11 protein-coding genes are annotated in these 12,506 nt (G+C 70.4%); 5 read left to right on the forward strand and 6 right to left on the reverse strand.

What is annotated here, in order from left to right:
- Position 1: 1 nt before the first annotated feature.
- From ACIHCL_RS00515 to ACIHCL_RS00530, 4 genes are read right to left on the reverse strand one after another with little or no spacing between them, the layout of a single operon-like run.
- Positions 2 to 319, reverse strand: a complete 318-nt coding sequence (locus ACIHCL_RS00515; protein ID WP_399855163.1) for a bifunctional 3-phenylpropionate/cinnamic acid dioxygenase ferredoxin subunit — start codon at positions 317 to 319, stop codon at positions 2 to 4.
- Positions 319 to 1,536, reverse strand: a complete 1,218-nt coding sequence (gene sufD / locus ACIHCL_RS00520; protein WP_399855166.1) for a Fe-S cluster assembly protein SufD — start codon at positions 1,534 to 1,536, stop codon at positions 319 to 321. Before sufD ends, ACIHCL_RS00515 begins: the two co-directional genes overlap by 1 nt.
- Positions 1,537 to 1,595: 59 nt before the next feature.
- Positions 1,596 to 3,017 (reverse strand): Fe-S cluster assembly protein SufB, encoded by a 1,422-nt coding sequence (sufB, locus tag ACIHCL_RS00525; protein WP_399855169.1) that lies wholly within the window; start codon positions 3,015 to 3,017, stop codon positions 1,596 to 1,598.
- Positions 3,014 to 3,766 carry a helix-turn-helix transcriptional regulator gene (locus tag ACIHCL_RS00530; protein WP_399855171.1) on the reverse strand — a complete coding sequence of 251 codons (753 nt, stop codon included), beginning with the start codon at positions 3,764 to 3,766 and terminating at the stop codon, positions 3,014 to 3,016. The genes sufB and ACIHCL_RS00530 overlap by 4 nt, the downstream gene beginning before the upstream one ends.
- A gap of 346 nt (positions 3,767 to 4,112) precedes the next feature.
- Between ACIHCL_RS00530 and ACIHCL_RS00535 the strand changes: the two genes are divergently transcribed.
- The 3 genes from ACIHCL_RS00535 to ACIHCL_RS00545 all read left to right on the forward strand — a co-directional run bounded on the left by ACIHCL_RS00535 (position 4,113) and on the right by ACIHCL_RS00545 (position 6,990).
- Positions 4,113 to 5,039 (forward strand): ABC transporter ATP-binding protein, encoded by a 927-nt coding sequence (locus tag ACIHCL_RS00535; RefSeq protein ID WP_399855174.1) that lies wholly within the window; start codon positions 4,113 to 4,115, stop codon positions 5,037 to 5,039.
- Complete coding sequence (locus ACIHCL_RS00540) at positions 5,036 to 5,803, forward strand: ABC transporter permease (RefSeq protein WP_399855177.1); 768 nt, start codon at positions 5,036 to 5,038, stop codon at positions 5,801 to 5,803. Before ACIHCL_RS00535 ends, ACIHCL_RS00540 begins: the two co-directional genes overlap by 4 nt.
- A gap of 173 nt (positions 5,804 to 5,976) precedes the next feature.
- The gene (locus ACIHCL_RS00545) at positions 5,977 to 6,990 is read left to right on the forward strand and encodes a heme A synthase (RefSeq protein ID WP_399855179.1); all 1,014 of its coding nucleotides are present in this window, start codon (positions 5,977 to 5,979) and stop codon (positions 6,988 to 6,990) included.
- 197 nt (positions 6,991 to 7,187) lie between these two features.
- Here ACIHCL_RS00545 and ACIHCL_RS00550 read toward each other — a convergent pair whose 3' ends face one another.
- Together ACIHCL_RS00550 and ACIHCL_RS00555 are read right to left on the reverse strand one after the other, a co-directional pair.
- Positions 7,188 to 7,544 (reverse strand): hypothetical protein, encoded by a 357-nt coding sequence (locus ACIHCL_RS00550; protein ID WP_399855182.1) that lies wholly within the window; start codon positions 7,542 to 7,544, stop codon positions 7,188 to 7,190.
- A 186-nt stretch (positions 7,545 to 7,730) separates the two neighbouring features.
- Positions 7,731 to 8,684, reverse strand: a complete 954-nt coding sequence (locus ACIHCL_RS00555) for a heme o synthase (RefSeq protein ID WP_399855185.1) — start codon at positions 8,682 to 8,684, stop codon at positions 7,731 to 7,733.
- Between the two features lie 552 nt (positions 8,685 to 9,236).
- Here ACIHCL_RS00555 and tkt point away from each other — a divergent pair.
- Both tkt and tal read left to right on the forward strand, forming a co-directional pair.
- Positions 9,237 to 11,324 carry a transketolase gene (tkt, locus tag ACIHCL_RS00560; RefSeq protein ID WP_399855187.1) on the forward strand — a complete coding sequence of 696 codons (2,088 nt, stop codon included), beginning with the start codon at positions 9,237 to 9,239 and terminating at the stop codon, positions 11,322 to 11,324.
- 36 nt (positions 11,325 to 11,360) lie between these two features.
- On the forward strand, positions 11,361 to 12,503 hold the full coding sequence (gene tal / locus ACIHCL_RS00565) for a transaldolase (RefSeq protein ID WP_399855190.1): 1,143 nt from the start codon (positions 11,361 to 11,363) through the stop codon (positions 12,501 to 12,503).
- Positions 12,504 to 12,506: the final 3 nt, after the last annotated feature.

The raw sequence follows: 12,506 nt of genomic DNA on the forward strand, positions 1-12,506 counted from the left end.
CTCAGGACTCCTGGATGACGGAGACGAGCACATCGTCCCCTTGGATCTTGACGGGGTATACGGGGACGGGGCGCGTCGCGGGAAGGCTGGACGGCTTGCCGGTGCGGAGGTCGAAGCTGGAGCCGTGCAGCCAGCACTCGATCATGCAGTCCTCCACCTCTCCCTCGGACAGCGAGACGTTCGCGTGCGAGCAGATGTCGTTGATCGCGAACACCTCGCCCTCGGTACGGACGACGGAGATCGGAACGCCGTCGAGTTCCACCCGCTTCGGGGTGTCCTCTTCCAGCTCACTGAGCGCGCATACTCTGACGAATCCCATCAGACGGACGCCTTCAGCTCGGTCTCGATCCGATCGAGCAGCCGCGCCTCGACGTCCGGCAGGCCGACCTGCTGGACGAGTTCGGCGAAGAAGCCGCGCACGACGAGCCGGCGGGCCTCCTCGGCGGGGATGCCGCGGGCCATCAGGTAGAAGAGCTGTTCGTCGTCGAACCGGCCGGTCGCGGAGGCGTGGCCGGCGCCGACGATCTCGCCCGTCTCGATCTCCAGGTTCGGCACGGAGTCGACGCGCGCACCGTCCGTGAGGACCAGGTTGCGGTTCATCTCGTAGGTGTCGGTGCCCTCGGCGGCGGCCCGGATCAGCACGTCGCCGATCCACACCGCGTGCGCGTCGTCGCCCTGGAGCGCGCCCTTGTAGGCGGCGTTGGACTTGCAGTGCGGGGTGTTGTGGTCGACCAGGAGACGGTGCTCCTGGTGCTGGCCCTTGTCGGTGAAGTAGAGGCCGAACAGCTCGGCCTCGCCGCCGGTGCCCGCGTAGCTGACGCGCGGGTGGAGGCGGACGAGGTCGCCGCCGAAGGTGACGACGATCGACTTGAACGAGGCGTCCCGGCCGACCAGGGCGTTGTGCTGGCCGACGTGGACCGCGGTCTCGTCCCAGTCCTGCACGGAGACGACGGTGAGCTTCGCTCCGTCGCCGAGGACGTAGTCCACGTTGGCTGCGAGCACCGCGTCACCGGTGTGGTCGATGACGACGACGGCCTCGGCGAAGGCGCCCAGCTCGACGACCTGGTGGCCGAAGGCCACGCCGCCCTCGCCGTGCACCGCGATCCGGATCGGCTCGGTGAGCACGGCCTCCTTGGGGACCGTGACCACGGACGCCTGCTCGAACGACGAGTACGCCTGGGCGGCGACGCGGTCCACCGGGACACCGGCCCGGCCGAGCCGGGAGTCGTCACGGCCGACGGTCTCGACCGTGACCCCGTCGGGGGCCTCGATGGCGACCTTGACACCGCCGCCGGTGGCCACCGCCGTGCCGTCGTGCAGTCCGCGGAGCCGGTCCAGCGGGGTGAACCGCCACTCCTCCTCGCGGCCGTGCGGGACCGGGAAGTCCGCGACGTCGTAGGACGGCGGCGCGCTCATGCGCGTGGCGACGGTCGACTCGGCGGCCACCGCGATGGATCCGGTGGTGGTGGATCCCGCCGGAAGGGGTCCCCCCGCTCGTGCGGAGCCGAGAGTGGGGGAGTTCTGAGCCTCAGCCATGGCTGTCGTAGTGCTCGCTTTCTCAGTGAAGTGTCCGGGGATTCGGTCGTCGGGCCGGGTCAGCCGACCGAACCCTCCATCTGCAGCTCGATCAGCCGGTTGAGTTCGAGCGCGTACTCCATCGGCAGTTCCTTGGCGATCGGCTCGACGAAGCCGCGCACGATCATCGCCATCGCCTCGAACTCCGTCAGGCCGCGGCTCATCAGGTAGAAGAGCTGGTCCTCGGAGACCTTGGAGACGGTCGCCTCGTGTCCCATCGACACGTCGTCCTCACGGACGTCGACGTACGGGTAGGTGTCGGAGCGCGAGATCGTGTCGACCAGCAGCGCGTCGCAGAGCACGTTGGACTTCGCGCCCGGGGCGCCCTCGCCGATCTCGATCAGACCGCGGTAGGAGGTGCGTCCGCCGCCCCGCGCCACCGACTTGGAGACGATGTTGGAGGAGGTGTTCGGCGCCATGTGGACCATCTTGGCGCCGGCGTCCTGGTGCTGGCCCTCGCCCGCGAAGGCGATGGACAGGGTCTCGCCCTTGGCGTGCTCGCCCATCAGGTAGACGGCCGGGTACTTCATCGTGACCTTGGAGCCGATGTTGCCGTCGACCCACTCCATGGTCGCGCCCTCGTAGGCGACGGCCCGCTTGGTGACCAGGTTGTAGACGTTGTTCGACCAGTTCTGGATCGTGGTGTAGCGGCAGCGGCCGCCCTTCTTCACGATGATCTCGACGACCGCGGAGTGCAGCGAGTCGGAGGAGTAGATCGGGGCGGTGCAGCCCTCGACGTAGTGGACGTACGCGTCCTCGTCGACGATGATCAGCGTCCGCTCGAACTGGCCCATGTTCTCCGTGTTGATACGGAAGTACGCCTGGAGCGGGATGTCGACGTTGACGCCCTTGGGCACGTAGATGAACGAGCCGCCGGACCACACGGCCGTGTTCAGCGAGGCGAACTTGTTGTCACCGACCGGGATGACGGTGCCGAAGTACTCCTTGAAGAGCTCCGGGTGCTCCTTCAGCGCCGTGTCGGTGTCGAGGAAGATGACGCCCTGCTTCTCCAGGTCCTCGCGGATCTGGTGGTACACGACCTCCGACTCGTACTGCGCGGCGACACCGGCGACCAAGCGCTGCTTCTCCGCCTCCGGGATGCCGAGCTTGTCGTAGGTGCTCTTGATGTCCTCGGGCAGGTCCTCCCAGGACGCCGCCTGCTTCTCCGTGGACCGCACGAAGTACTTGATGTTGTCGAAATCGATGCCCGACAGATCGGAGCCCCAGGTGGGCATGGGCTTCTTGTCGAAGAGCTTGAGGCCCTTGAGGCGCAGCTTCAGCATCCACTCGGGCTCGTTCTTCTTCGCGGAGATGTCGCGGACGACCGCCTCCGAGAGCCCGCGCTTGGCCGCGGCGCCGGCCGCGTCGGAGTCGGCCCAGCCGTATTCGTACCTGCCCAGCCCCTCGAGTTCAGGGTGGGTGGTCTCCGTGGGGAGCGTCATGCGGGGTTCCTCCCGGCCTTGCTTGCAGTTGCTGAATGAGTGGTCTTCGGTGCTGTGCGGTGGCCGCCGCGCGGAATGTACGTCGTGCACACCTCGTCGCCGTGGGCGATGGTGGCCAGACGCTGCACATGCGTACCGAGAAGGCTGGAGAAGAATTCCGTCTCCGCCTCGCACAGCTGCGGGTACTGCTCGGCGACATGAGCGACCGGGCAGTGGTGCTGGCACAACTGCTCGCCCTGCTGCGGGCCGGGCGCGCTACGCGCCGTAGCAGCGTACCCGTCGGCGGACAGGGCCTCGGCCAACGCCTTGGTGCGCGAACCGGGGTCCGCGGCCTCGACCGCCGCCCGGTACGCCTCGGCCTGGGCCGCGATCCTGGCCCGGGCGAACGCGGCCACCGCGGCCTCGCCCGAGGTCTCGGCGATCCATCCCAGGGCGTCCGCCGCGAGCTTGTCGTAGGACTGGTCGAAGGCGTCCCGTCCGCAGTCGGTCAGCGCGAACACCTTGGCCGGGCGGCCACGCGTCCGTGCCCCGTAAACCCGCTGCTCACGGGCTTCGACGACGCCGTCGGACGAGAGTGCGTCGAGATGGCGGCGGACCGCGGCCTGGGTGAGACCGAGATGCTTCGCCAGCTCGGCGACCGTCGACGGGCCGTGGTCCAGGATGGAACGCGCGACCCGGTTCCGCGTGGAACGCTCACCGGTCGCGAGGTCCTCCTGGGGTGTCTCCCGCTTGGTCTCGCCGTTTTTCACAACGCCATTGTTGCGTAATTAATCCGGCCCTGACAACCACGGTCCGAAACGATCTACGGTGCGCTTCATCACTTAGGGTCACCTAATCCAGCCCCGCGGCCTCGCGCTCTGCACGCCCCCGGCCATCCCCCGCGGGACGCCGACACCCCGTCGGGGGCCGGGCCCGCCGCAGTGCCGTTCCGCCATCCGTGGCGGTTCAGCGCGCGGCGCCGGGTGCGGCGCACCGCACGGCACAGGGGCGCCCGCACTCCGGATGTCCGCGGGCGTGCCGCCGCCGCGACGAGGTGCCGCGGCCCTCGTCGGGCGCCCGTCGGGGGTCGCAGGGCAGCCCTTAGACTTACCGGCCATGAAGAGCGAGCCGGTCGTCCAGATCCGCGGGCTGGTGAAGCGGTACGGCCGCAAGACCGCGGTGGACGGCCTCGACCTGAGCGTCCGCGCCGGTACGGTCACCGCCGTCCTCGGCCCCAACGGCGCGGGCAAGACCACCACCGTCGAGACCTGCGAGGGCTACCGCCGCCCCGACGCCGGTACGGTGCGGGTCCTCGGCCTCGACCCCGTCGCGGACGCGGCCCGGCTGCGCCCGCGGATCGGCGTGATGCTCCAGTCCGGCGGCATCTACTCCGGGGCGCGCGCGGACGAGATGCTCCGGCACATGGCGAAGCTCCACGCCCACCCGCTGGACGTCGACACGCTCGTGGAACGCCTCGGCCTGGGCACCTGCGGCCGCACCACCTACCGCCGGCTCTCCGGCGGTCAGCAGCAGCGCCTCTCCCTGGCGATGGCCGTGGTGGGCCGCCCCGAGCTGGTCTTCCTCGACGAGCCGACCGCCGGGCTCGACCCGCAGGCCCGCCGCTCCACCTGGGACCTCGTGCGCGAGCTGCGCACCGACGGCGTGTCCGTCGTGCTCACCACGCACTTCATGGACGAGGCCGAGGAGCTCGCCGACGACGTCGCCGTCATCGACGCGGGCCGGGTCATCGCCCAGGGCAGCCCCGAGGCGCTCTGCCGCGGCGGCGCCGAGAACACCCTGCGTTTCACCGGGCGCCCCGGACTCGACCTGGGCTCCCTGCTGAAGGCCCTGCCCGACGGGGCGGAGGCGGCCGAGCCCACCCCGGGCACGTACCGCATCACCGCCGACATCGACCCGCAGCTGCTGGCCACCGTCACCTCCTGGTGCGCCCAGCACGAGGTCATGCCGTCCGGCATCTCCGTCGAGCGGCACACCCTGGAGGACGTCTTCCTCGAACTGACCGGCAAGGAGCTGCGCGCATGAGCGCCGGTACGTACGCCCCGCGGCCGGCCGCCGCCCCGCTCTCCCGGATGATCGCCGCGCAGGCGGCACTGGAGACGCGGATGCTGCTCCGCAACGGCGAGCAGCTGCTGCTGACGGTGATCATCCCGACGCTGCTGCTGGTGCTGTTCAGCGCGGTCGACATCGTGGACACCGGCGCGGGACGGTCCGTGGACTTCCTGACGCCCGGCGTCCTGGCGCTCGCCGTGATGTCCACGGCCTTCACCGGCCAGGCCATCGCCACCGGTTTCGAGCGGCGCTACGGCGTGCTCAAGCGGCTCGGCGCCTCACCACTGCCGCGCTGGGCGCTGATGACCGCCAAGACCCTTTCGGTCCTGGTCACCGAGGTGCTGCAAGTGGTGCTCCTCACGGTGATCGCGTTCGCGCTGGGCTGGTCGCCGCACGGCAACCCCCTCGCCGTGGTGCTGCTGCTGGTGCTCGGCACGGCCGCGTTCTCCGGACTCGGGCTGCTGATGGCCGGGACGCTGCGGGCGGAGGCCACACTGGCCGCGGCCAACCTCGTCTTCCTGCTGCTGCTGGTCGGCGGCGGGGTGATCGTGCCGCTGGACAAGTTCCCGGACGCGGCGCAGTCGGTGCTCGGGCTGCTGCCGATCTCGGCCCTGTCGAACGGACTGCGCGACATCCTCCAGCACGGTGCCGGGATGCCGTGGGGCGACCTCGGCGTGCTGGCGGCGTGGGCGGTGCTCGGGCTGGGTGCGGCGGCGAAGTTCTTCCGCTGGGAATGAGCCGGACGGGTGCCGGGGCGCCGTGGTCCGGGTGCGCGACGCGAGCGAGGGCGGGCGTTACGGGCGTTTGAGCGCCCCGGTCCGGGTGCGGGACGTGACCCCTTGACGGCACTCCGTCGGGGTCTCGCGCAATTCGTCCCCCTCGTGAAAGCTTGCACAAGCCGCCGCCTACGATGGTGCGCGTGCCCAAGCTGACCCGAGCCGAAGTCGCTCAAGCCGTGCGGAATCCGCTTCCCTACATCGCCGAACGGTGGACACCGACGGACCGTGTCGTCCGCCGTGCCGCCCTGTCGGCCGTCGTGATGTCGGTCCTCATCGTCGTGACCGGCGGTGCGGTACGGCTCACCGGTTCCGGCCTCGGCTGCCCCACCTGGCCCAAGTGCACCGAGGACAGCCTCACGGCGACGAGCGAGATGGGCCTGCACGGCGCCATCGAGTTCGGCAACCGCCTGCTGACGTACGTCCTGTGCGCGGCCGTCGGCTGGGCGATCATCGCGGCCCGCTCGGCCAAGCCCTGGCGGCGCAGCCTCACCCGGCTCGGCTGGGCACAGTTCTGGGTGGTCATGGGCAACGCGGTGCTCGGCGGCATCGTGGTGCTGGTCGGCCTCAACCCGTACACGGTCGCGGCGCACTTCCTGCTCACCACGACGCTGATCACGGTCGCGGTCGTGATGTGGCAGCGGATCGGCGAGGGCGACGAGGCACCCCGGCCGCTGGTGGGCAAGGCGGTGTCCCAGCTGACCTGGCTGCTCGCGGTGGCGGCGGGGCTGCTGATCGCGGTCGGCACCGTCGTCACGGGCGCCGGACGGCACGCGGGCGACTCCAGCGACGTGCCCCGCATCCCGATCGACTGGACGATGGTCTCTCAGCTGCACGCCGATCTGGCCTGGGTCGTGGTGGCGCTGACCGTCGCCCTCTGGTTCGCGCTGAAGGCCGTGAACGCTCCGGCCGGCCCCCGGCGCCGGACCCGTGACCTGTTCCTGGTGCTGCTGGGCCAGGGCGTGATCGGTTATGTCCAGTACTTCACGGACACCCCGGAACTCCTGGTCGGCCTGCACATGTTCGGTTCGTGCCTGGTGTGGATCGCGGTGGTACGGGTGCTGCTGGCGCTGCGCGAGCGCCCGGCGGCCGAGCCCGCGGTCCCCGGCCCCGCCGCCCAGAAGCCGGAGCCGGCCGCCGCGGGGTGAGGCGGGTGGCCCCCGGTACGTCACAACGCGCCGATGCCGGACGGTCCTGGTCGAGGACCGTCCGGCATCGGCGCGTTGTGGAGCCCTCCGCCGCGCGGGCGGCAGCCGTCGCACGGGAGCCATCTGCCCGCATCGGCCGTCGCCGTGCGGGAGCCGTGCTCCGTACGGGCGAGCCGTCGTCGTACGGGTGCGTGCGTTCAGGACGCGTTGGACGGGCCGCCCACCTGGATTCCGGCCATCCGCGTCCACTCGTACGGGCCGGTGCGGACCTTCGCCGCGAAGTCCCCGTCGAAGGACTCGTGCATCGTGATACCGGCCTTACGGGCGGCGCTCTCGGCGATCTCGTACGAAGGGGCGACCAGATCGCCCCAGCCGCCGTCCTCGCCCACCAGAACGATGCGGGCGCCCATCTGCCCGATGTAGGCGAGCTGCCCCTCGGCACCGCCGTGCGCCTTGGAGAAGGCGCCGATCTGCTTGGCGAGCTTCGCCGCCCTGCGCTCCGCACGGGCCGCCCGCTTGCCGCTCTCCACCTGGTTCTCAGCCGTCTCTGCCATGGTCAGGATGCTACCCACGGGTAGATCGACGTGCGACAGGAAGGGCACGTGGCGTGGGCCACGCACCCCGCCCCTCGGCGGAACCGGTGGAACGGGACAGCCCCGCCTCCCGGGCCGCTCCGAGAAGGAGCGGCCGCCCGGAAAGCGGGGCTGCCCGAAGCGGGAAGACCGCGGGAAGAAGCGGGACTACCGCAGGAAGGGATCGATCGCGACGGCCAGGAAGAGCAGCGAGACATAGGTGATCGACCAGTGGAACAGCCGCATCTCCTTGAGCTTGGCGCCCGTCACTCCCGCCTTGGCCCGGTTGAGCAGGGCGTGCGCCTCCCACAGCCAGAAGCCGCCGGTCAGCAGCGCCACCGCGGTGTAGAACCAGCCGGTGTAGCCGAGCGGGGTCAGCAGCAGCGAGACGAAGACCATCACCCAGCTGTAGAGCACGATCTGGCGGGCCACCACGCGGTTGGACGCGACGACCGGCAGCATCGGGACTCCGACGCGGGCGTAGTCCTCCTTCACCTTCATCGAGAGCGGCCAGTAGTGCGGCGGCGTCCAGAAGAACATCACGACGAAGAGGATCACCGCGGCCCACGACATCGAGTTCGTCACGGACGACCAGCCGATGAGGACCGGCATGCAGCCCGCGATGCCACCCCAGACGATGTTCTGCGCGGTACGCCGCTTCAGCACCAGCGTGTAGCCCACGACGTAGAACAGCAGCGCGCCGAGGGCCAGCGCGGCCGAGAGCCAGTTGACCAGCAGACCGAACCAGACCGTGGAGATCACCGTGAGCGCGAGCCCGAACGCCAGGCACTCGCGCGGGCTCACCATGCCGGTGACCAGCGGACGCTGCGACGTGCGCTCCATCAGCGCGTCGATGTCGCGGTCGATGTACATGTTCAGCGCGTTGGCCCCACCTGCGGAGAGGTAGCCGCCGATGGTGGTCACAAGCACCAGCCACAGATCGGGCACGCCCTGGGCCGCCAGGAACATCACCGGCACGGTGGTGATCAGCAGCAGTTCGATGATCCGAGGCTTGGTCAGCGCCACGAATGCCTTGACACGGGCCCCGAACGGGCGATGGCCCCCCGGGCTGGGAGTCAAGGCGACCCCTGCGGGTCGGGACTCGACGGCCGTCACGCACACCCCTGACAGAGAAATCCAGCAAGCTCCAGGCGTGAGGGCCCGGTAAAGACTTGCACGAACCAGACCACTGTAGACGTTGGGAACATGCCGTCCTTCGCGGGGGTGGGCTCGTGTTGGAGGGGCCCGGAGGCAGGCAATCGCACTCCACACGGTCGTGCGGAACGGTCGGCTCCCCCCGTCCGGGCCCGGGACGAACGCCGCCGGAGCGGCACGCCCCATACACGATCCGCCGGAGACACGCCCGCAGGGCCGGTGCCCGTACAGGCGGCCCCGCCCGTACGTCACGGCCGGGCAGGCGCGCGGCTCCCCGCCCGGGAGAGCAGCCGCGGAAGCACGGAGGAACCGCTCGCGGGAGCGGCACAGAAGCACCGTTCCCCGCTCACCGGAGCGGCGCAGAAGTGGGGCTCCGCGCTCATACGGGAGGCGAACCGGCGGGGCCGCCCGCACCCTGGAAAGCAGCGGAAAACACGCGTTCCGACACAGGTAGGCTCGACAACCCCGGTGCGGTCACAGTCACCGGTTGACGACAGTGGAGAGGAGCCCTGACTCAGGGTGAGCACCAAGCCGACCACCACAGATCTCCAGTGGACCGAAGTGGACCAGCGGGCCGTGGACACCGCTCGCGTCCTTGCCGCCGACGCCGTGCAGAAGGTCGGAAACGGCCACCCGGGCACAGCGATGAGCCTGGCTCCCGCCGCGTACACCCTTTTCCAGAAGGTGATGCGGCATGACCCCGCCGACCCGGAGTGGACCGGCCGCGACCGGTTCGTGCTGTCCGCCGGACACAGCAGCCTGACCCTCTACATCCAGCTCTACCTGGCCGGGTACGGCCTGGAACTCGACGACCTCAAGTCCTTCCGTACCTGGGGCTCCAAGACCCCGGGCCACCCGGAGTACGGCCACACCGCCGGTGTGGAGACGACCACGGGCCCGCTGGGCCAGGGCGTCGCCAACGCCGTGGGCATGGCGATGGCCGCGCGCTACGAGCGCGGGCTGTTCGACCCGGAGGCGGTCCCCGGCACCTCTCCGTTCGACCACATGATCTGGGTCGTCGCGGGCGACGGCTGCCTCCAGGAGGGCATCTCCGCAGAGGCGTCCTCGCTGGCCGGGCACCAGAAGCTGGGCAACCTGGTCCTGCTGTGGGACGACAACCACATCTCGATCGAGGGTGACACGCAGACCGCGGTCTCCGAGGACACCCTCAAGCGCTACGAGTCGTACGGCTGGCACGTCCAGCGCGTCGAGCAGTCGCCCAACGGCGACCTGGACCCGGCGGGGCTCCACCGGGCGCTGGAGGCCGCCCGGGCCGAGACCGAGCGCCCCTCCTTCATCGCCGCCCGCTCGATCATCGCCTGGCCCGCCCCCAACGCGCAGAACACCGAGGCCTCGCACGGCTCGGCGCTGGGCGAGGAGGAGGTCGCCGCGACGAAGAGGGTGCTCGGCTTCGACCCGGAGAAGTCCTTCGAGGTCTCCGACGAGGTCATCGCGCACACCCGCACGGCGCTGGACCGCGGCCGCGAGGCCCGGGCCGAGTGGGAGAAGTCCCTCGCCGCGTGGCGCACCGCCAACCCGGAGCGCGCCGCAGAGTTCGACCGGATCTCCGCCGGCGAGCTGCCCGCGGGCTGGGAGGACAGGCTCCCGGTCTTCGAGCCCGGCAAGAACGTGGCCACCCGTGCCGCCTCCGGCAAGGTGCTCCAGTCGCTCGGCGAGGTCCTCCCCGAGCTGTGGGGCGGCTCCGCCGACCTGGCGGGCTCGAACAACACGACGATCGACAAGACGTCGTCGTTCCTCCCCACGGGCAACCCGCTGCCGGGCGCCGACCCGTACGGCCGCACGATCCACTTCGGCATCCGCGAGCACGCCATGGCCGCGGCCATGAACGGCATCGCGCTGCACGGCAACACCCGGATCTACGCCGGCACCTTCCTGGTGTTCTCCGACTACATGCGCAACGCCGTGCGGCTGTCCGCGCTGATGCACCTGCCGGTGACGTACGTGTGGACGCACGACTCGATCGGCCTGGGCGAGGACGGCCCGACCCACCAGCCGGTGGAGCACCTGGCCTCGCTGCGCGCCATCCCGGGCCTGAACATCGTCCGCCCGGCCGACGCCAACGAGACCGCCGTCGCCTGGCGCGAGATCCTGCGCCGCCACACCAAGGTGTTCGGCAAGGGGACCCCGCACGGCCTGGCGCTGACCCGCCAGGGCGTACCGACGTACGAGGCGAACGAGGACGCGGCCAAGGGCGGCTACGTGCTCTTCGAGGCCGAGGGCGGCGACGCCCAGGTGCTGCTGATCGCCACGGGCTCCGAGGTGCACCTCGCCGTCGAGGCGCGCGAGGAACTGCAGGCGGCCGGCGTTCCGACCCGTGTGGTGTCGATGCCGTCGGTCGAGTGGTTCGAGGAGCAGGACCAGGCGTACAAGGACAGCGTCCTGCCGCCGTCCGTGAAGGCCAGGGTCGCGGTCGAGGCCGGTGTCGGCCTCACCTGGCACCGGTACGTCGGGGACGCCGGCCGGATCGTGTCGCTGGAGCACTTCGGTGCCTCGGCCGACGCCAAAATCCTCTTCCGCGAGTTCGGCTTCACCGGCGAGCGCGTCGCCGCCGCCGCACGGGAATCTCTCGCCGCCGCCGCGCGCTGACGCCGTATATAAAGACAAGTAGGAGATGCAATTCCCATGACGGACGCACTCAAGCGCCTCTCGGACGAGGGCGTGGCGATCTGGCTCGACGACCTGTCGCGCAAGCGGATCACCTCCGGCAACCTGGCCGAGCTGATCGACGAGCAGCACGTGGTGGGCGTCACCACCAACCCGTCGATCTTCCAGAAGGCGATCTCGGGCGGTGACGGGTACGAGCGCCAGCTCACCGACCTCGCCACCCGCAAGGTCACGGTCGACGAGGCCATCCGCATGATCACGACGGCCGACGTGCGGGACGCGGCGGACATCCTGCGCCCCGTCTTCGACGCCACGGGCGGCCAGGACGGCCGGGTCTCCATCGAGGTCGACCCGCGTCTGGCCCACCACACCGCCGCCACCGTCGCCGAGGCCAAGCAGCTGGCCTGGCTGGTGGACCGGCCCAACACGCTCATCAAGATCCCGGCGACCAAGGCCGGCCTGCCGGCGATCACCGAGGTCATCGGCAGGGGCATCAGCGTCAACGTCACGCTGATCTTCTCGCTGGAGCGCTACCGCGAGGTCATGGACGCCTACCTGGCGGGCCTGGAGAAGGCGAAGGCCGCGGGCCTGGACCTGTCCAAGATCCACTCGGTGGCCTCGTTCTTCGTGTCCCGCGTGGACACCGAGATCGACAAGCGGCTCGACGCGATCGGCACCCCTCAGGCCGCGGCGCTCAGGGGCAAGGCGGCGCTCGCCAACGCCCGCCTCGCCTACCAGGCGTTCGAGGAGGTCTTCGGCTCCGCGGACGGATCGACGCCGCCGTCGGAGCGCTGGGCCGCCCTGGACAGCGCGCGCGCCAACAAGCAGCGTCCGCTCTGGGCCTCGACCGGCGTCAAGGACCCGGCGTACAAGGACACCCTGTACGTCGACGAACTGACGGCCCCCGGCACGGTGAACACCATGCCCGAGGCCACCCTGGACGCCACCGCCGACCACGGCGTGATCACCGGCAACACCATCGCCGGAACCTACGAGCAGGCCCGGGCCGAGCTCGACGCCGTGGCGGAGCTCGGAATCTCCTACGACGACGTCGTCCGGCTGCTGGAGGACGAGGGAGTCGAGAAGTTCGAGACGTCCTGGATCGACCTGCTCAACTCGACCGAGGCGGAACTCAAGCGCCTCGCCCCTTCGGAGGGCTGACCA

Origin of the sequence: Streptomyces sp. NPDC052042 (assembly GCF_044548345.1) — a bacterium.
Classification (GTDB): domain Bacteria; phylum Actinomycetota; class Actinomycetes; order Streptomycetales; family Streptomycetaceae; genus Streptomyces.